Raw genomic sequence first — 20,338 nt, 5'->3', positions numbered from 1 at the left:
ATCTAAAAAATATAGAGATTACTGGAAAACTATTGCCGATAAGAAAAACCAGACTGCTTAACCCAAAGCAACCTGGTTCCTCACATTTTATTTATTTCAATTGTCTACTTGACACGGTACGTATCAAAACCAATGGCTTTTAACAATTTATTTCTTCTTCCCTAGTACAAAATAACGGCTAGGGATTTGTTGTGTCAAACTGACGGCGATGGCGATGGTAAATGAGGCCAGGAAACAAGCTCGTAGGAAGCTGAGACCGAGGTCCGAATTTCCAATCAAGAGGAAGTAGACCGCACGGTAGAAGCTCATCCCTGGGATGAGTGGGAACATGCTTGAGGCTAAGAAGACTGTAGCTGGACATCTACGGTAGTGGGCCAAAAAGCGTGAGGTGAAGGTAACCAGTAGGGCTGGGAAGAGGATGGCAAGGACCTCGTGATGGGTATTGTTCCAAATCAAGAGGTAGAGGAGCCATGAGCCTGCACCTAGTGTCCCAAGGTCTAAGAAGTATTTCTTGGGCACTCGGTAAAGCACGGAGAAGGCTGCTGTACCTAGCCCTGCCATGAAGGTCTGAATCAAGACTTCCTGCCATGAGGTAGATGGTGTTGAGAACATGCCTGATAATTGTTCCGCAAAGGGAAAAAGTGAAATCATGGCAAGAACACCGATAGAGATAGACAGACAAGTGGAGACCCCTGACAGCATTAGGGCCAGACCACTATAGTAGTTGTTCTGGGTAAATTCGCGGATAGCATTAACAAAGTAGGCACCAGGAATCAAAATCATCAAGGTTCCCAGGATAATCACACTACGATGTTGGCCGATTCCTAGATAGTAGAGAACATTGGCTGATAAAGCAGCAATGGCACTAGAGAGGATAATCTGCAAGAAACTGGTATGAATAAAACGAGAAAAGAGCTGCATACCAATCCCCACAAAAAGTCCCGATATAGCCGCAGCAGTTCCGTCAATCCAGCTACTTCCCAGAGCTAGCGAGAAGCTCCCTGCACCAATGACACAGGCTATAATATCCTCTAAAGGACGATAGAAAGTCTTCTGCTCAATAGTTTTCAGCTTTTGGAAAATGCTAGAGACAGGTTGATTTGGCTGCTCTGCCAGTTCACGAGACAAGCGGTTAACTTCCTCGAGCTTGCCCAGATGGATAGAAGGAGCTGAGGTAGCTAGGACACGAGACTCCTTAAGACCTGAGCGGTTGAGTCCGGAAATCATAACCCCTCGATTGACCACGTAAGTGGAAAAGTCTCTGATACCAAGAGACTTGGCCATGTGTCCCATAGTGTCTTCAATACGGTAAATCTCAGCACCGCTCTCCATAAGGACACGGCCAGCCTGAAGGACGGCATCCATTTCGTTTTTAGTTTCTATTTCTGTCTCTCTTGGAAAATCGATGGTCATTTGAACCTCCTTATCGCTTAATTCGTCATTCCATTATAAGGTTTGAATGGTGGTTTTTCAATAGCTTTGGCGACTAAAATAGGACTTTCTATGAAATTTTTCTTCTACTTAATGATAGAGGTCAGGAAAATGGAGGTCTTGCCTTTTGCCTTGCTATTGATAGAGGCAAATGCTACAATAAAATTATAAAATGTATGCGTTTACATATTTTTACGCTGTCTTTCTCAAAAAGCCTTGAAGTCCTTGATTTATAGGGAAATGAGCAATCACAGAAGGAAGCAAATGTAAGTGCAAATAGTTGATACCTTTGAAAAGGAGGCAATCCCATGAAAAAAATTATCAATAAACCTGAAAATGTTGTGACAGAGATGCTAGATGGCTTGGCTTATGTTCACAGTGATTTGGTACATCGTGTTGAGGGGTTTGACATCATCGCAAGAAATGAGCGGGCTGCTGGTCAGGTTGGTCTCATTTCTGGTGGTGGAAGTGGTCACGAGCCAGCCCACGCTGGTTTTGTGGGTGATGGTATGCTTTCGGCAGCCATTGCAGGTGCTGTCTTCACGTCGCCAACGCCTGATCAAATTTTGGAAGCTATCAAGGAAGCGGACCAAGGGGCTGGTGTCTTCATGGTTGTTAAAAATTATTCAGGCGACATCATGAATTTTGAGATGGCTCAAGAATTAGCTGAGATGGAAGGTATCGAGGTTGCCAGTGTTGTTGTGGACGACGATATCGCTGTGGAAAATAGTCTCTATACACAAGGTCGTCGTGGGGTTGCAGGAACTATTTTCGTACATAAAATCTTAGGTCATGCGGCTCGTGAAGGTAAGTCCCTGGCTGAAATCAAAGACTTGGCTGACAAGATTGTCCCTAATATCCATACCATTGGTTTAGCCCTTAGCGGTGCGACAGTTCCTGAGGTTGGCAAGCCCGGTTTTGTCCTAGCAGAGGATGAAATCGAATATGGTATTGGTATCCACGGTGAACCAGGTTATCGCAAGGAGTCTATGCAGCCATCTCGCCAGTTAGCTGAAGAATTGACAGGGAAACTCCTTGAAGCCTTTGAGGCTAAGGCAGGTGAACGCTATGCCCTTCTCATCAATGGTATGGGTGCGACACCTCTCATGGAGCAGTATGTCTTTACTAACGATGTAGCAAGCATTCTTGGAGATGCTGGACTTGATGTAGCCTTTAAAAAATTAGGTAACTACATGACATCGATTGATATGGCAGGTCTCTCATTGACGCTCATGAAGATTGCAGAAGACGCTTGGCTTGAGGCCCTTGAGAGTCCTGTTAAGACCATTGCTTGGTAGTCTGACATGAAAACTAGAAATTAGGTATATTATGGATAAAACAGTTGCAGTAAAATGGATGCAATGCTTTGATCAAAGGGTTGAAGCAGAAAAAGACCACTTGTCTGAATTAGACGGTCCTATTGGAGATGGTGATCATGGTGCTAACTTGGCACGTGGTATGGCGGCAGCCATTGAGGCTATTAACAGTACTGAACCACAAAGTACGGCAGAAGTTTTTAAGGCAGTGTCTATGGCCTTGATTAGTAAGGTTGGTGGTGCTTCAGGTCCGCTTTATGGGTCTGCCTTTATGGGCATGATGAAGGCTGAACAAGCTGGTCAAGATTTGGCAGGAGTGCTTGAGGCAGGTCTCGAGATGATTAAAAAACGTGGTCATGCACAAGTTGGTGAAAAGACCATGGTGGATGTTTGGCACCCAGTTGTTGAAGCTGTCAAACAAGGTCAATTAACCAATGACCTTATTGATCAAGCTGTTCTTTCAACCAAGGAAGTTGTGGCTACCAAGGGGCGTGCCTCTTATGTAGGTGAGCGTTCTATTGGTCACATTGATCCAGGCTCTTATTCGTCTGGTCTACTCTTCAAAGCCTTGCTAGAAGCGGAGGGCTAGGATATGCCAGAACTTGGAATTGTGATTGTGTCCCACTCTGCGGATATTGCTAAAGGTTTGGTGAGCCTGATTCGTGAAGTCGCTCCAGATATCCCTTTGACGGCTACAGGTGGTCTGGAAGATGGTGGCTTGGGATCTAGTTTTGACCATGTCCAAGTGGCTGTGGAAAGTCAGCCCGCCAACCGACTCTTGGCCTTTTACGACCTAGGCAGTTCCCGTATGAATTTGGAAATGCTTGAGGAATTTTCAGACAAGGAAATCCTTATTCAACAGGTACCTCTCATTGAGGGGGCCTATGCGGCTGCAGCCTTGCTTCAGGCAGGAGCGAGTGAGGTTGAAATCTTATCTCAGATTAATGAATTGACTATTCAAAAATAGAATAAAGGAAAACTATGACAAATCAAATTAAGTACAACTGGGCTAGTCTTGGAACTGGCGTAATTGCCAACGAATTGGCACAAGCCTTGGAAGCTCTTGGAGGGAAACTCTATTCCGTTGCCAATCGTACCTATGACAAGGGTGTAGCCTTCGCTGAAAAATATGGCATTGAAAAGGTTTATGAAGAGATTGACCAAGTATTTGAAGATCCTGAAGTGGATATTATCTATATCTCAACGCCTCACAATACGCATATTAATTACCTTCGCAAGGCCTTAGCAGCTGGCAAGCACGTCCTCTGTGAAAAATCTATCACCCTAAATAGTGAGGAATTGGCAGAAGCTATTCAACTCGCCGAAGAAAATCATGTTAAACTGGCAGAAGCCATGACCATTTTCCATATGCCTATCTATCGAAAACTCTCTGAAATCGTGGAAAGTGGTAAGTTGGGACCTCTTAAGGTTATCCAGATGAACTTCGGTTCTTACAAAGATTATGACATGACCAACCGCTTTTTCAATCGTAATCTGGCTGGTGGTGCCCTACTTGATATCGGTGTCTATGCCCTTTCCTTTGTACGTTGGTTCATGACGTCGCAACCGACAGAGATGGTTTCACAGGTTAAATTAGCCCCAACTGGTGTTGATGAACAAGCGGGCATTCTCCTTACCAATGCAGAAGGGGAAATGGCGACGGTGACGTTAAGCCTTCATGCTAAACAACCTAAACGTGGTACTATCGCCTATGACAAGGGCTATATCGAACTTTATGAATACCCACGTGGGCAAAAGGCGGTCATCACCTATACGGAAGATGGCTCACAAGAAGTCATCGAAGCAGGAGAAACCGCTAAAGCTCTCCAGTATGAGGTCCTCGATATGGAAGCAGCTGTTGCAGGCGAGGATGATCATACTTACCTCAATTACAGCCGAGATGTCATGGATCTCATGACACAACTCCGTAAAGACTGGGGTTTGACCTACCCAGAAGAAGAGTATTACCCACTATAACCCCACTGACACTAAACAAAAGCTTTTTGGGTGACAAGAACTGCTAATTCTAACAAATGGTTACAATTCTTGTATGACAGTTAGAAAGGTAGCAAGAGGGGGACTTTCACTTGTGTAAGCGTTTCAAAGCGTGTATAATATAGTTAGAAAGATAGGAAAAGGAGATGTGTAGTGTCTAGTATTACAATTGAAGCGAGCAAGGTGGCTAGAAAGAGTCCTATTAGGGTTGATACTAGTCTTGTGGGAACGGTTTCTGGGGTTGAAGATGTGACAGTCTCCCTACCTTCAACAAAAGCTCGTCTAAGAGTTGGCAAATGGGGCTATAAGTCTAATACGATTACTGTTGAGGATGGCCAAACTGTTCGGGTTACCAGTAATTTTATAAATCGCCTCATAACGGTAGCACCATTGTTTCTATACTTTATTGGAGGTCGTTACCTCCCACTCATTGCTGTTCTATCTACTATAATTTTGCTTTTTAGTTTACCCTTTCTCAAGTTAGAAATCGTAGACTAATTAGAATCGGGAGTGGCCTAGCCCTCTGTTTGATACTTTTAACTCACTTTTTCATAAAAATGCTAGGCTGCTCTCCATTTTTTGAGAAAAGGTTGAGACGAGAAAGTGGGTTGTCAAAAAGGGAACTTGATAGAGTTCTCCTTTTTTTTATTAAGCCAGTTTCCTTGTCCATTTTGAAAAGACCCCAGTTAGTAAAACTGAGGTCTTTGATGTTTCTAGTGATTTATTATTTACGATACAATTTGTCGTATTGATAGTAAGGGTCGAAGGTCACATTGATACCAAGCTTACGGAGAACATTTTTATCTTCATCAGTAAGGATGATGGTTGAGTGGAGTTCAGAACCCTTGAGGTTACCAAGTTCCTCCATGGCACGCGCCGCATCCGCATTGTTAGCAGCTGTGATGGCCAAGGCAATGAGGATTTCGTTTGAGTGGAGGCGAGGGTTACGGCTACCCAGATGGTCAATTTTCAGACCTTGGATAGGTTTAACCACTTCAGGCTCGATAAGTTTAGTATCCTTATCAATACCTGCAGAAGTCTTGATAGCATTGATCAAAGCAGCCGCAGTTGGACCAAAGAGTTCTGAATTCTTACCAGTGACGATTTGTCCATTTGGCAATTCGAGGGCAAGAGCAGAACCACCTGTTTCTTCAGCCTTAGCGCGTGCTGCAACGACCACTTGGCGATCTTCAGGAGTAATGCCAAGATCGTTCATGAGCAACTCAATCTTCTTGACAGCGGTCTCAGGAACACGTTCATTTTTGAAATCAAGTACAGTTTGATAGTAGCGACGGATGATTTCTTGTTTAGAAGCTTCTTTGGCGGCCTCATCATCCGTAATGGCAAAACCAACCATGTTAACACCCATATCTGTAGGTGAAGCGTAAGGAGACTCACCAAGGATACGCTCAAGCATACGTTTGAGGACTGGGAAAATCTCGATGTCACGGTTATAGTTTACAGTAGTCTTGCCATAAGTTTCCAAGTGGAATGGGTCAATCATATTGACATCATCAAGGTCGGCAGTGGCAGCTTCATAGGCCAGGTTAACTGGGTGATGAAGCGGCAAATTCCAAACTGGGAAGGTTTCAAATTTAGCATAACCTGACTTGATGCCATTGATTTGGTCGTGGTACATGTTAGACATACATGTCGCCAATTTACCAGAACCAGGACCAGGAGCAGTAACGACGATAAGGTTACGGCTAGTCTTGATATAGTCATTTTTTCCCATACCCTCAGGTGAAATGATATGGTTCATATCCGTTGGGTAGCCCTTGATAGGGTAGTGGATGTAAGACGTGATGCCATTTTTTTCCAATTGGTTACGGAAAGCATCGGCTGCAGGTTGACCAGAATACTGTGTAATAACAACAGAACCTACATAGATATTGAGCTCGTTGAATTTATCAATCAGACGAAGCACCTCTTGGTCGTAGGAAATGCCAAGGTCACCACGAGCCTTAGAGTGCTCGATATTGCTGGCATTGATGGCAATGACCACTTCAACCTGATCTTTGAGCTCTTGAAGTAGCTTGATTTTATTGTCAGGTTCATAACCAGGAAGGACGCGGGCAGCGTGGAAATCTTCCAACATCTTACCACCAAACTCCAAGTAGAGCTTGCCGTCAAACTGGTTAATGCGCTCCAAAATATGGTCGCGTTGCAGATTCAAATACTGTTCTGAACTAAAAGCTTGTTTCTTCATAAAAAAAATACCTCTGAGAAAAATTATATCAAATGCCTGAGGTAAATGCTATTGGCGAAAGACGATTTGTTGGATTTTAAAATAACTCCAATGTATATCTTTTTCTTTTTATCAACAATAGTGTATTTGAGTGGGTTATTGCATTTTGATATAATAGAAATCATGATGAGTATTATTTTTACAATATTGTTATTTTCAGTTGTGTTTTGTATTTTTCTATTTCCATATTTTAAGAAAAATAGAATATTAGCCATTGGCCCTAGTATTATACTTGTTATTATTTTGATAGCATTTGGTGGTCTTACTACTTCTCAGTGGGGATTTCTTTCTGCTGCCTTGGCAGTTGGCTCTATGTTATTTACAGAAGATTTTTTTACAAAATTTTTTGGAGTTAAATTATCTTTAAGAGCAAGCTCTATTTTAGTACGTGGAAGAGTGATAATAGTTCTAATGGCACCAATATTATTTATCTCAGTAAATCTAATAACATCACAATGTGTTGAGGAAAAAATTCTACATAATAAATTAGAGTATATTAAATATGACCCTAAAGAAGTTAAATTATTTGAAAATGGTAAAGAAATAAAGGCAATTGGAGATAGTAGTTTAAGGAATACAAAGTACATTCTTGATTTTATTGATGGAGAACATGTAAGACATGGAATAATAAGTTTAGAATTTGATAAAATAATAAATAAATTATATTCATTTAAAGATTTAACTGTAAAGTATCGAGGCATTGATTTTAAGATAGAAAATGTTACTTTTGATGAGCAAATGGGAGTTTACTATTTATTTGTGCATAAAAGAAACTTAAATAATAACGAGACAATTGCTAAGTTATTGACATCTCTACTTAGATTTATTTTTATTGAGTTAATTGGAATGGTATGTATAAATGTTTATTTTCGTTGCTTTTATAGAAATCCCAAAGAAAATTGGTTGTTAAAATTTATTAGTCGTGAAAAATCGGGTATTGATATTCAAGGTCATTGGTTCTTGTTGAATAAGTATGAATTTGATAATAGGGAGTTCTTATTTTCAGTGTCAAGTTTTTATATTCTAGGTAATCTATTATACATAGGAAAAGAAGTTTATCAATTAATTAAAAAAAATGATAAAATAAGCATAAAATCGCAACCGGGAGTCTCTTTTGAGATTATAGATGACTATACTATAAAGTACGACGAATATACGTTTATACATTCATATTCTAAAAAGAAAAAAGATTTGTTTGTAAAATATAAGGTTCCAAAGAATAGGTTTGGAAACAAAGTATATTTTAAAGAATCAAATGAAAAAATTTTGTTAGGTGAAGATTTAGCAGATAAGGAAAATGTACTTTGTTTGGATATGCAGAATAATAAATTAATTGAAACACGATTAAAATTTCAAAAAAAATGTTATTTTGTAGCGGAGGAAATAACTAATTTAGAATTACCAGAACAAAGCATTCTCTATAGCAGTGAAGATATACCAATAGTATACATTAATAAACCTGACAAACGCGAGATAATTGTTGGTGGTGTAAGGTATATTGAAATTAAAAATCAATAAGATTAAACATTCAATAGTATTTTGTTAATAATCCAATACTTTTCTTTAGAAAAGTGTTTGATTATTTTGATAGAGATGTACTAAGTTTTTCAGTCATCTAATGTTAAAAGTTACAAGTGATTTTGCCTATTATCTTGAATCTAAGTTTCCTATTTTTTGGATAAAGGCGTATAGATCTTTAAACAACGTTGGTGATCCGAGTTTCAAAATCTTGTCTTGTATGTAGAAGAAGTTGTTTTCTAAAAAGTTTCAGATAAGTTTGACTATATTTTTTGGAGATTTCGAACGGTTTTTTATTGCCTCATTACATAGCTAACTTATAAAGGAGTTGTGCTAAAATTTTACTTTCCTCTGCTGACAACTGGTAATTGCTGATACCTTAAGCCATGTTTTGAACTAGATTTGTTTTAAGGGGCTATTAGTATTTAATTTTATATCAGACTGGTCTTTTGAAGAGAATAGGAATTATTGCAATTTTAAATCCATATATATTTATCATTATAGAATACTCATGTAGAAATATTGAGTTAATCGTTATTGTATAGAGATCCGCCATTGACTCGGTGAGCAGTCATAATACTGCCGAAATGCTTTTGAAAAATGCAAAGGGTCCAGATAGCCTACAGAATAGGCGATAATTTTTATAGGTTGATCAGTGGTTTTCAAGAGTTCATTAGCTCGATTCATGCGTACTTCGAGCAGGTATTCTTTGGGAGAAATCTTGTGGAAGTCTTTGAAGATGGAGGACAAATAGGAACGATGAACGCCTAGCTTATCGGCAATCTCTTGGATACTAATGTCTTGTGAGTTATAACCTATATCGATGAGGTGTTTGGCTTCACGATAGAGTTTGCAACTGGGCGAGATGGTTTCTTGATCAAGGTTAGGTGAGAGGTCATTTAATCGGTGCATGAGTTCATAGAGTTGACTGATAACATGCAGTTGCGAGGACTTACTTTCGTCGAACCTTTCTGCATCTTTGACAATAGTCTCTATGAAGCTACCTAATGCTTCGGTGTGAGGGGACGACTTAAGATAGGCTGTTTCATGGATTTGTGAGAGGTGAAAGTACTCCTGAGCTTTGATACCACTAATCCCCAGCCAATAGTAGGACCAAGGAGTCTGATTATCCGCAAAATAGTAGGTGACTTCACCTGGTATGAGTAAAAAAATGTCTCCCTTTTGAAGGGGGATTTTTTGGCCCTTGTATTCAAGGCAGCCTTTGCCTTCAGTGATGTAATGGAGAACGTAATTTTCCCGAATGGCAGGACCAAAGAACTGGTCTGGTAAACAATCCTCATAGCCGTAAAAATCAAGACGTAAATCTAAGGTTCCTGTTTCAAGTTCTGAAAAAATAATCATAGCACAACCTCCTTACCTAACATTTTACCATATATTTGCAACAAAATTCCATTTTAGAAAGCGCATACATCATCTATAATAAAGCTTGTAAAAAAGGAGAATATCATGAGTATTACTATTAACAAGAACTATTATTACATCAACAGTAAAGAATTGTCACTTATCATTGAAGAAAGGGAAGGAGACCTTTTACTGAGACACCTTGGGCGTAAGATTACAAATTATCATGGCTCAAATGCTATAAATGAAAGAGATCACGCTTTTTCAGGACAGCTTAATCCAGACGTCAGAACATATAGTTATGATACACAACGCCAGGTTTTGGGTCTACATGGCTTGGGAGATTTTCGTCAACCGTCTTTAAAAATCCAGCATGGGGTCTCAGATGTGACACGCTTTGAATTTTTAAAAGCAGAAGTGGTCGAAGGAATATCACCAGAAAGCAAACTGCCATATCCCCATTCTTTGGAAAAAGCAGAAACGCTGATTTTCACCTTAGTCGATAAAGTTGCTGATTTGGAGTTAAAACTCTACTACACAGTGGTTGAAGACAACAACACCATCGTAACTTATAGCGAAGTCATCAATAACTCTAATCAAGCGGTGGTTATCCACCGAGCGCTCAGCGCTATGGCTGATGTACCTGCCCGTGACTATGATGTGGTCACTCTCCAAGGCGCTTACGCTCGTGAGAAAACGGTTCGTCGCCAAAGAGTTGAGCAAGGTATCTTTAAAGTTGCCTCTAACCGTGGGGCTTCAGGTCATGCTCAGACACCAGCTTTGATTCTTTGTGATCACGAAGCTAGTGAAGGATCAGGCGAGGCCTTGGCTTTCCAACTCATGTATAGCGGTAACTTCCAAACATTTGTCCAAAAGAGTCAGATCAATGAAGTCCGTGTAGCTATCGGAATTGAGGATGAGAACTTTACCTGGGAACTTGCTTCAAACGAAAGTTTTGAGACACCAGTTGCCCTCATTACCTACTCCCATCAAGGTTTGACTGGAGTTAGTCAAGAAAGTAAGGCCTTTGTTACAGATTACATCATTCCTAAGCAGTTTGCCCATGAGGAGCGTCCTATTCTTCTTAATAACTGGGAGGCAACCTACTTTGATTTTGAAAAAGAAAAACTGCTTGAGTTAGCTGAAGATGCTAAACAAGTAGGTGTTGAACTCTTTGTTTTGGATGATGGTTGGTTTGGAAATCGTTTCGACGACAACCGTGCTCTAGGAGATTGGTTCGTCAATGAAGAAAAACTTGGTGGACCGCTTCAAGACTTGATTGAAAAAGTTCATGCCAAGGGGCTTAAGTTTGGTCTTTGGTTTGAGCCTGAAATGATTTCGGTGGATAGCGATCTTTATCGTAAACATCCAGACTGGGCCATCCAAGTGCCTAATTATGGTCATACTTACTCACGTAACCAACTTATGTTGAACTTAGCTAATCCAGATGTGGTGGCTTACTTGAAAGATGTCTTAGATAAGATTCTTACAGATAATGCTATTGATTATGTTAAATGGGATTATAACCGTAACATGACTAACATCGGAAATGGTGCAAACTACCTTGAAAGCCAGATGCAGAGTCATCAATACATGTTGGGACTATATGACTTGGTAGAATTCCTGACAAGTAAGCATGAGAATATTCTCTTTGAATCATGTTCAGGTGGAGGAGGTCGAAACGACCTCGGTATGATGCGTTACTTCCCACAAGTTTGGGCGAGTGATAACACGGATGCTATTGCACGTTTACCAATTCAATATGGTTCAAGCTATCTTTACCCAACTATTTCTATGGGGGCTCACGTATCAGCTGTTCCTAATCACCAAATGGAACGTACAACGCCTTTGGAAACACGTGGAGATGTAGCTATGATGGGGAATTTAGGCTACGAATTGGATTTGACGAGCTTGACTCAGGAAGAAAAAGATGTCATTGCTGGACAAATCGCTCATTATAAGGATATTCGTCCAGTGGTTCAATTTGGTCAGCAATACCGCCTCATAAATCCTGAAGCTGGAAGCAATGAAGCAGCTGTTCAATTTAACTATGAAAATAAGGTTCTAGCAACCTATATCCGAGTTCTTTCAACAGTTGAGACGGTTGAAACGACTCTCAAACTAAAAAATCTCGATCAAGATGCCAACTACATGTTACAAGGAACAGGCCAAGTTTATTCTGGTGCTGAACTGATGTATGCAGGAATCACAGTCGTTCTTCCACAGGGAGACTTCCTCAGTAAACAATTTTATTTTGTCAAAGTAGATTAAGTGTTTAGTGGTATAGGTGTTTATCTGGATGTTAATTTGAACTAAGGTGTGCAAAAATGTTTGTAAACTTTAACAAGGTTCTTTAATAAATTAGCCTTGTTGTCAGGGTGGTATGAATTTTTATAGATTTGACATTTAAGCTGTTTTCTAAGAGAGAACAATAGAAGAGACTGGAAGAAATTCCAGTCTCTTTTTGCGTTTTCAATTTTAGAAGATATTTAATAGTAAGAAATTATTTCGTACTTTCTCTCAGAGTCAGTTTAGTGCCCAACATAGTAAGTGTCGGGATTTCTCTTGGAGCCAAGACTTGTTTATTGAGGACATCCATGGCCGTTCGTCCCATTTCTTCGGTATAAACAGTAACACTAGAAAGTGGCGGATAAACTTGTTTGGCTAGACTGGTGTCATTAAAGGAGATAATCTGGATATCTTCTGGGACATTAATGCCATTTTCCTGAAGGGCTCTAAGAGCACCGATAGCCAGACTGTCACTAGCTGCAAAGTAGGCATCTGGTAGGGGTGTACCACTTGCTATTTTAGAGGCTAAAAGGTCATAGCCAGATCGAACTGTAAAATTACCTGAAAGAATCAAAAGAGGGTCATAGATGCTCTTTTCAATACAGTAGTTACGATAAGAACGTAAACGAGGCTCCGGAACGATTTCAGTTGAATCCGTTGTTTTTTCTTGCCCTGTTAAAAGACCGATGCTCTTACACCCTTGCTCAGTGAGATAACTTAGTGCCGTTTGAACAGCATTTTCAAAGTCAGTTGTCACACAAGGATGTCCCTGAAGTAGGGTATCACTATCTACAAAGACCAGTGATCTACCCAATGATTCCAATTCAGTAATCTGTTCACGACTAAACTTTCCGATACAAAGTATACCTATGACTTCTTCAGCGAGACTAAAAGGAATGTCATTGAAATAACGAAGCATCTCGTAGTCTAGCTCATGGGCTCTTGTTTCAATTCCAAGCCGAATGTTGTAGTAGTAGAGATCGTCTAACTCATCTTCCTCACTTACCCATTGGATAATTGCCACTTGATGTTTTTCTTTTTTCAAGGTTCCGATTTTCTTATGTTTGGTATATCCGATTTCATCTGCCGCAGTTAAAATACGGTGCCTGGTTTCTTCAGTAACGGAGAGGTTTTCATCTTGGTTGAGAACACGTGAAACAGTTGCGATTGATACATCAGCCAATTTTGCGATATCTTTTAATGTAGCCATATTGTTCTCCTTTCATCCAAAGTATATCATAAATTCTAAAATTTTACCTATTTTTTACTAAAAAAACAGTAAAAATATTGATTTTCCTTGTGAAAGGGGTTACACTGTTAGTGTAAAAAAGAATAAGCGAGGTACATCCTATGAAGACATCACAGTTAAGAGAAAAGTTTAAAGAAGTTTTTGGTGTAGAAGCAGAACATACTTTCTTTTCTCCAGGTCGTATTAATTTGATTGGTGAGCATACGGACTACAACGGTGGTCATGTATTTCCAGCAGCCATTACCCTAGGTACTTACGGAGCGGCCCGCAAACGTGATGACAAAGTTTTGCGTTTCTTCTCAGGTAACTTTGAGGATAAAGGCATCATCGAAGTACCACTTGAAAATCTTCGTTTTGAAAAAGAACACAACTGGACAAACTATCCAAAAGGTGTTCTTCATTTCTTGCAAGAGGCTGGTCATACGATTGATTCAGGTATGGATATTTACATCTATGGTAACATTCCAAATGGATCAGGCTTGTCATCATCATCATCTTTGGAATTGTTGATTGGTGTTATTGCTGAAAAACTTTATGACCTTAAATTGGAACGCCTTGACTTGGTTAAAATCGGTAAGCAAACTGAAAATGACTTTATCGGCGTTAACTCTGGTATCATGGACCAATTCGCTATTGGTATGGGAGCTGATCAACGTGCGATTTACTTGGATACAAATACTTTAGAGTATGACTTGGTACCACTTGACCTTAAAGACAATGTTGTTGTTATCATGAACACTAACAAACGTCGTGAATTGGCTGATTCTAAATACAATGAACGTCGTGCTGAATGTGAAGCAGCTGTATCTGAACTTCAAGAAAAACTTGATATCCAAACACTTGGTGAATTGGACCTTTGGACATTTGATGCATACAGCTACTTGATTAAAGATGAAAACCGTATCAAACGTGCCCGTCATGCGGTTCTTGAAAATCAACGTACACTTCAAGCTCGTAAAGCACTTGAATCAGGTGATTTGGAAGGATTTGGTCGTCTTATGAATGCTTCTCACGTGTCATTGGAACATGATTACGAAGTTACAGGTCTTGAGCTTGATACTTTGGCACACACAGCATGGGAACAAGAAGGTGTTCTTGGAGCTCGTATGACAGGAGCGGGATTTGGTGGATGTGCCATCGCGTTAGTAAACAAAGATAAAGTTGAAGATTTCAAAAAAGCAGTTGGTCAACGTTATGAAGAAGTCGTTGGTTATGCACCAAGCTTCTATATTGCTGAAGTAGCTGGCGGTTCACGAGTACTTGATTAATGAGAAAGAAGTAGAGATTATGGCTGAAAATTTAGTAAACACTTTTGTAACTCTGGTTATTGAAAATAGTGATTATGAGGAATTGGACCGTATCTATTTGACAAACAAAGTTTTTGCTTTGGTTGGAGAAGGAGTTGCTGATGTTGAAACAGATAGCTCTGAATTGATTGACCTTAAAGACCAGTTGCTTCAAGCAGGTGTTAAAGCTGGTTCTGTAGGTGATCTTAATGAAGAGCAAGATATCATTGGAGCTCAACTCATGGACTTGATTACACCAAGCCCTAGTGCTGTCAATCGTAACTTCTGGGATACTTATAAATCTGCCCCAGAGCAAGCAATTGCTGACTTTTATGCACAAAGTAAACGCAATGATTATGTGAAAGTCAAAGCCATTGCACAAAATATTGCTTATAAAGCACCTACTAAATACGGTGACTTGGAAATTACGATTAACCTTTCAAAACCTGAAAAAGATCCAAAAGCCATCGCTGCAGCTAAAAATGCGGTAGCTTCTGATTATCCAAAATGCCAACTTTGTATGGAAAATGAAGGTTATCTTGGTCGCATCAATCACCCAGCTCGTAGTAATCACCGTGTTATTCGTTTCCAAATGGAAGGAAATGATTGGGGCTTCCAATATTCACCATATGCTTACTTTAATGAACATTCTATCTTCTTTTATGGTAAGCACGAACCAATGCACATCAGTCCATTGACGTTTGGTCGTCTCCTATCAATTGTTGAAGCATTTCCTGGTTACTTCGCAGGTTCAAATGCCGATCTTCCAATTGTAGGTGGTTCAATTCTTACACACGAACACTATCAAGGTGGTCGCCACACTTTCCCAATGGAAGTAGCAGGCATTAAAGAAAAAGTTAGCTTTGATGGATACTCTGATGTTGAGACTGGTATCGTTAATTGGCCTATGTCTGTTCTTCGTCTTAGAAGTGAAGACAAGGAAAGACTTATTGCTCTTGCAACCAAAATTTTAAATTGTTGGCGTGGTTATTCAGACGAAAAAGCTGGTGTCTTGGCTGAGTCTGATGGACAACCTCACCACACCATTACCCCAATTGCTCGTAGAAAAGACGGCAAATTTGAATTGGATTTGGTTCTTCGTGACAATCAAACTTCTGAAGAACATCCAGACGGTATCTACCACCCACATAAAGATGTTCAACACATTAAGAAAGAAAACATTGGTTTGATTGAAGTTATGGGATTGGCCATTCTTCCACCTCGTTTGAAAACAGAACTTAAAGATGTTGAAGACTATCTATTGGGTCAAGGCAATCAAGTAGCTCCAATTCACCAAGAATGGGCAGATGAACTCAAAGCTCAAAATCCGAATGTTACGGCTGAGGAAGTGACAGAAGTTGTTCGACAATCTGTTGCAGATATCTTTGCTCGTGTACTAGAAGATGCAGGTGTTTATAAGACTAATAGTGAAGGCTTAGATCAGTTTAAAGCATTTGTAGATTTTGTAAATTTAGCTGATTAATTGTTTTTTCTGAAGAAAGGAGATAAGAAATGGCAATTTTAGTATTAGGTGGAGCTGGTTATATCGGTTCTCACATGGTTGATCGCTTAGTTGAAAAAGGTCAAGAAAAAGTAGTAGTAGTAGATAGTTTGGTAACCGGTCACCGTGCTGCCGTACATCCAGATGCTATTTTCTACCAAGGCGATCTCTCTGATCAAGATTTTATGAGAAAGGTCTTCAAAGAAAATCCTGATGTTGATGCCGTTATTCACTTTGCGGCCTATTCATTGGTTGGTGAATCAATGGAAAAACCACTCAAATATTTTGATAACAATACAGCTGGAATGGTTAAATTGCTTGAAGTTATGAACGAATGCGGTGTTAAATACATTGTCTTCTCATCAACAGCAGCAACTTACGGTATCCCAGAAGAAATTCCAATTCTTGAAACAACACCACAAAATCCTATCAACCCATATGGTGAAAGTAAGTTGATGATGGAAACTATCATGAAGTGGTCTGATAAAGCTTATGGTATTAAATATGTGCCACTTCGTTACTTCAACGTTGCTGGTGCAAAACCTGATGGATCTATCGGTGAAGACCATGGTCCAGAAACTCACCTTCTCCCAATTATCCTTCAAGTAGCTCAAGGTGTTCGTGAAAAAATCATGATTTTTGGTGATGACTACAACACTCCTGATGGTACAAATGTTCGTGACTATGTTCACCCATTTGACTTGGCTGATGCTCACCTCCTTGCTGTTGAATATCTTCGTAAAGGTAATGAATCTACAGCCTTTAACTTAGGTTCATCAACGGGATTCTCAAACCTTCAAATTCTTGAAGCCGCTCGTAAGGTAACTGGTAAAGAAATCCCAGCTGAGAAAGCTGATCGTCGTCCTGGTGATCCTGATACATTGATTGCTTCATCTGAAAAAGCACGTACAGTTCTTGGATGGAAACCACAATTTGATAACATCGAAAAAATCATCGCAAGTGCTTGGGCATGGCATTCTAGCCATCCAAAAGGGTACGATGATCGAGGATAATTAAAATAATAAAAAAAGGTCAAAGAGTATATATAATTATTGTACTCTTTGTTTTTTGAGGAAATAGTATGAAAATAAACTGCGAAATTATTGGAAAAGTTGATTCAGGCGATGTCAGTAAAATTTCAATGGAAAATAATAATGGTGTTGTCATTTCCACACTCACAACAGGTGCTACACTTCAGGAGTTTTTGGTTCCAACAGAAACTGGTGCTCTTAAAAATATAGTACTTGGTTTCAGTGATTACGAGGATTACTATAAGAATAATTTATGTGCCTGCCAGTCTATTGGTAGGGTTGCTGGAAGAATTGGGAAAGCTTCGTATACTCATAATATGGTTCTTTATAGCCTTCCTAAGAATGAGGGAGAAAACTGTTTACATGGCGGTCCAAAGGGAATGCAGGTTCAAAATTGGAACTATGTCACAAACCTGAATGATGAATATGTTGAGACAAAGTTTGTTAGAAGACTTTATTCAAGTGTAGATGGCTTTCCTGGTGATGTTACAGTCTCTATTAGTTATAGACTTAACAATAATAACCGCTTAACAATACTCTTTGAAGCCTTCGATGTTACAGAGTCAACAGTCTTTAATCCGACAAACCATGTTTACTTTAATCTTAGCGACAAACAGGATTTATCAAGTCATGAGTTACAAATCTATTCAGACTATCGTTTAGAGTTGGATTCTGAGTTAATTCCAACAGGACAAAAAATTAATGTAGATGGAACGAATTATGATTTCAGAAAGACAACTGACTTGCTACCTCGAATTGAAGCAAATAATGGTTTTGATGATTCCTTTGTAGTTGGAGGGGAAACTTGTGATCATGTGAAAGAAGTAGCTATTTTGCATGACAAAGAAAGCGGAGATGGTATTGAAATCTTCTCTAACAGAAATGGTTTAGTTATTTATACTATGGATATTATAGAGGATAATATTTACTTTGCGAGAGATCGAGGAACAATTGCAAAAGGACGAGAAGCTATAGCTATGGAAGCTCAAACACTCCCAGATGCCGTTAATCATACAGATTTTGGAGATATCCTCTTGGAGGAGGGGCATAGTGTAAGCTATGAAATCGGTTTCCAATATTTTAATTCATCAAAATAATCATGTTTTAGTAAAAGTTTAGTAAAAAATCACTAAAACTATTGACAATTTAAACTAATACTTATATAATGTAAGCGTATTCAAAAAACAACTAACAGGAGGTTTTCGTAATGGGAAAATCTAACGGTCAGATGAAGTCTCGTCTATCCTATACAGCTGGTGCTTTTGGTAACGACGTCTTCTATGCAACGTTGTCAACATACTTTATCATGTTTGTGACAACTCACTTGTTTAACACAGGTGATCCAAAGCAAAATAGTCACTACGTACTATTAATTACTAACATCATCGCTATTTTGCGTATCTTGGAAGTATTTATCGATCCATTGATTGGTAACATGATTGATAACACTCATACTAAGTATGGTAAATTCAAACCATGGGTAGTTGGTGGTGGTATCATCAGTTCTATCGCCTTGTTGCTTCTCTTCACCGATTTAGGTGGTTTGAATAAAACAAATCCTTTCTTGTACCTTGTACTTTTCGGAATTATCTACCTTGTAATGGATGTCTTCTACTCAATTAAAGATATCGGTTTCTGGTCAATGATTCCTGCCTTGTCTCTTGACAGTCACGAACGTGAAAAAATGGCAACTTTTGCCCGTATCGGTTCTACAATCGGTGCTAACATTGTCGGTGTTGCCATCATGCCAATTGTTTTGTTCTTCTCAATGACTAAAACTGGTGGTTCAGGAGATAAAACTGGTTGGTTCTGGTTTGCCTTCATCGTTGCTCTTATTGGTGTGATCACATCAATCGCTGTTGGTATTGGTACTCGTGAAGTTGAATCTAAACTTCGTGATAATAAAGAAAAAACTAGCCTTAAACAAGTCTTTAAGGTTCTTGGTAAAAACGACCAATTGATGTGGTTGTCTCTCGGATATTGGTTCTACGGTCTTGGTATTAACTCACTTAATGCCCTACAACTTTACTATTTCACATTCATCCTTGGTGATTCAGGTAAATACTCAATCCTTTACGGATTAAACACTATTGTTGGTTTGGTTTCAGTTTCACTCTTCCCTAGTCTTGCTGGTAAATTCAACCGTAAACGTTTGTTCTATGGATGTATTGCAGTAATGCTCGGTGGTATCGGAATCTTTAGTATTGCAGGTACATCACTTCCATTGATTTTGACTGCAGCTGAACTCTTCTTCATTCCACAACCTCTTGTGTTCCTTGTTATCCTTATGATTATCTCTGACTCAGTAGAATATGGTCAATGGAAATTGGGACACCGTGATGAATCTCTTACTTTGTCAGTTCGTCCACTTGTTGATAAACTTGGTGGAGCAATGTCAAACTGGCTTGTATCTTTGATTGCCGTTGCCGCAGGTATGACAACTGGTGCTAAAGCAGCTGATATTACAGTTCATCAACAAGTTGTCTTTAAACTTAGCATGTTTGGTTTCCCAGCAGCAGCTATGCTTATCGGTGCCTTCATTATTGCTCGTAAGATCACTTTGACTGAAGCACGTCACGCTGAAATCGTCGAAGAATTGGAACATCGCTTTAGCGCAGCAACTTCTGAAAATGAAGTTAAAGCTAACGTCGTATCTCTTGTAAACCCTACAACTGGTCAATTGGTTGACCTCTCAAGTGTTAATGATGAACACTTTGCTTCAGGTAGCATGGGTAAAGGTTTCGCCATTAAACCTACTGATGGAGCTGTCTTTGCACCAATTAGTGGTACCATTCGCCAAGTTCTTCCTACTCGCCATGCAGTTGGTATTGAAAGTGAAGATGGTGTCGTTGTTCTTATCCACGTTGGTATCGGAACAGTTAAACTTAAAGGTGAAGGATTCATTAGTTACGTAGAACAAGGTCAACATGTTGAAGTTGGAGATAAACTTCTTGAGTTCTGGCCACCAATTATTGAGAAAAATGGTCTTGATGACACAGTACTTGTCACTGTAACTAATTCAGAAAAATTCAGTGCTTTCCATCTTGAAAAAGAAGTTGGAGAAAAGGTAGAAGCTTTGTCTGAAGTTATTACTTTCAAAAAAGGAGAGTAA

The 20,338-nt window shown here is 39.4% G+C and carries 16 protein-coding genes; 12 read left to right on the top strand and 4 right to left on the bottom strand.

Going from position 1 to position 20,338, the window contains the following annotated elements; all coding sequences use genetic code 11:
• Nucleotides 1-147: 147 nt before the first annotated feature.
• Nucleotides 148-1,413: a threonine/serine exporter ThrE family protein gene (locus tag PCY14_RS06800; RefSeq protein WP_301363318.1), complete on the bottom strand. Its 1,266-nt coding sequence runs from the start codon at nt 1,411-1,413 to the stop codon at nt 148-150.
• Nucleotides 1,414-1,739: 326 nt separating this feature from the next.
• Between PCY14_RS06800 and dhaK the strand changes: the two genes are divergently transcribed.
• The 5 genes from dhaK (at nt 1,740) to PCY14_RS06775 (ending at nt 5,240) form a co-directional block, all read left to right on the top strand.
• Nucleotides 1,740-2,729 (top strand): dihydroxyacetone kinase subunit DhaK, encoded by a 990-nt coding sequence (gene dhaK, locus PCY14_RS06795; RefSeq protein WP_301363316.1) that lies wholly within the window; start codon nt 1,740-1,742, stop codon nt 2,727-2,729.
• A gap of 31 nt (nt 2,730-2,760) precedes the next feature.
• On the top strand, nt 2,761-3,336 hold the full coding sequence (gene dhaL, locus PCY14_RS06790) for a dihydroxyacetone kinase subunit DhaL (RefSeq protein WP_002885240.1): 576 nt from the start codon (nt 2,761-2,763) through the stop codon (nt 3,334-3,336).
• 3 nt (nt 3,337-3,339) lie between these two features.
• Nucleotides 3,340-3,714, top strand: a complete 375-nt coding sequence (dhaM, locus tag PCY14_RS06785; RefSeq protein ID WP_002885319.1) for a dihydroxyacetone kinase phosphoryl donor subunit DhaM — start codon at nt 3,340-3,342, stop codon at nt 3,712-3,714.
• A 14-nt stretch (nt 3,715-3,728) separates the two neighbouring features.
• Nucleotides 3,729-4,724 carry a Gfo/Idh/MocA family protein gene (locus PCY14_RS06780; protein ID WP_301363315.1) on the top strand — a complete coding sequence of 332 codons (996 nt, stop codon included), beginning with the start codon at nt 3,729-3,731 and terminating at the stop codon, nt 4,722-4,724.
• A gap of 171 nt (nt 4,725-4,895) precedes the next feature.
• Nucleotides 4,896-5,240, top strand: a complete 345-nt coding sequence (locus PCY14_RS06775) for a hypothetical protein (protein ID WP_301363314.1) — start codon at nt 4,896-4,898, stop codon at nt 5,238-5,240.
• 226 nt (nt 5,241-5,466) lie between these two features.
• Here the strand turns inward: PCY14_RS06775 and PCY14_RS06770 are convergent, their stop codons facing one another.
• Nucleotides 5,467-6,951 (bottom strand): DUF1846 domain-containing protein, encoded by a 1,485-nt coding sequence (locus tag PCY14_RS06770; RefSeq protein WP_301363313.1) that lies wholly within the window; start codon nt 6,949-6,951, stop codon nt 5,467-5,469.
• Between the two features lie 51 nt (nt 6,952-7,002).
• Between PCY14_RS06770 and PCY14_RS06765 the strand changes: the two genes are divergently transcribed.
• Nucleotides 7,003-8,508, top strand: coding sequence for a hypothetical protein (locus PCY14_RS06765; protein WP_301363312.1), 1,506 nt, complete (start codon nt 7,003-7,005; stop codon nt 8,506-8,508).
• Between the two features lie 534 nt (nt 8,509-9,042).
• On the opposite strand, the gene PCY14_RS06760 is transcribed toward PCY14_RS06765, so the two are convergent.
• The gene (locus tag PCY14_RS06760) at nt 9,043-9,870 is read right to left on the bottom strand and encodes an AraC family ligand binding domain-containing protein (protein ID WP_301363311.1); all 828 of its coding nucleotides are present in this window, start codon (nt 9,868-9,870) and stop codon (nt 9,043-9,045) included.
• A gap of 105 nt (nt 9,871-9,975) precedes the next feature.
• Between PCY14_RS06760 and PCY14_RS06755 the strand changes: the two genes are divergently transcribed.
• The gene (locus PCY14_RS06755; RefSeq protein WP_164376491.1) at nt 9,976-12,141 is read left to right on the top strand and encodes an alpha-galactosidase; all 2,166 of its coding nucleotides are present in this window, start codon (nt 9,976-9,978) and stop codon (nt 12,139-12,141) included.
• Nucleotides 12,142-12,373: 232 nt separating this feature from the next.
• Here PCY14_RS06755 and PCY14_RS06750 read toward each other — a convergent pair whose 3' ends face one another.
• Nucleotides 12,374-13,369: a LacI family DNA-binding transcriptional regulator gene (locus PCY14_RS06750; protein ID WP_014634734.1), complete on the bottom strand. Its 996-nt coding sequence runs from the start codon at nt 13,367-13,369 to the stop codon at nt 12,374-12,376.
• 140 nt (nt 13,370-13,509) lie between these two features.
• On the opposite strand from PCY14_RS06750, the gene PCY14_RS06745 reads away from it, so the two are divergent.
• The 5 genes from PCY14_RS06745 to PCY14_RS06725 all read left to right on the top strand — a co-directional run bounded on the left by PCY14_RS06745 (nt 13,510) and on the right by PCY14_RS06725 (nt 20,338).
• Complete coding sequence (locus PCY14_RS06745; RefSeq protein WP_014634733.1) at nt 13,510-14,676, top strand: galactokinase; 1,167 nt, start codon at nt 13,510-13,512, stop codon at nt 14,674-14,676.
• 19 nt (nt 14,677-14,695) lie between these two features.
• The gene (galT, locus tag PCY14_RS06740; RefSeq protein ID WP_042771791.1) at nt 14,696-16,177 is read left to right on the top strand and encodes a UDP-glucose--hexose-1-phosphate uridylyltransferase; all 1,482 of its coding nucleotides are present in this window, start codon (nt 14,696-14,698) and stop codon (nt 16,175-16,177) included.
• A gap of 29 nt (nt 16,178-16,206) precedes the next feature.
• Nucleotides 16,207-17,208: a UDP-glucose 4-epimerase GalE gene (gene galE, locus PCY14_RS06735; protein WP_002888050.1), complete on the top strand. Its 1,002-nt coding sequence runs from the start codon at nt 16,207-16,209 to the stop codon at nt 17,206-17,208.
• A gap of 68 nt (nt 17,209-17,276) precedes the next feature.
• Entirely contained in the window at nt 17,277-18,323 is a 1,047-nt protein-coding gene (locus PCY14_RS06730; RefSeq protein WP_021151662.1) for a galactose mutarotase, read from the top strand.
• Between the two features lie 110 nt (nt 18,324-18,433).
• Nucleotides 18,434-20,338: a PTS sugar transporter subunit IIA gene (locus PCY14_RS06725; RefSeq protein ID WP_021151663.1), complete on the top strand. Its 1,905-nt coding sequence runs from the start codon at nt 18,434-18,436 to the stop codon at nt 20,336-20,338.

The organism is Streptococcus sp. SV2, assembly GCF_030440175.1.
GTDB classification, from domain to species: Bacteria; Bacillota; Bacilli; order Lactobacillales; family Streptococcaceae; genus Streptococcus; species Streptococcus raffinosi.
Note: the sequence above shows the minus strand (reverse complement) of the source record. Positions and strands in the feature narration are given on the sequence as shown.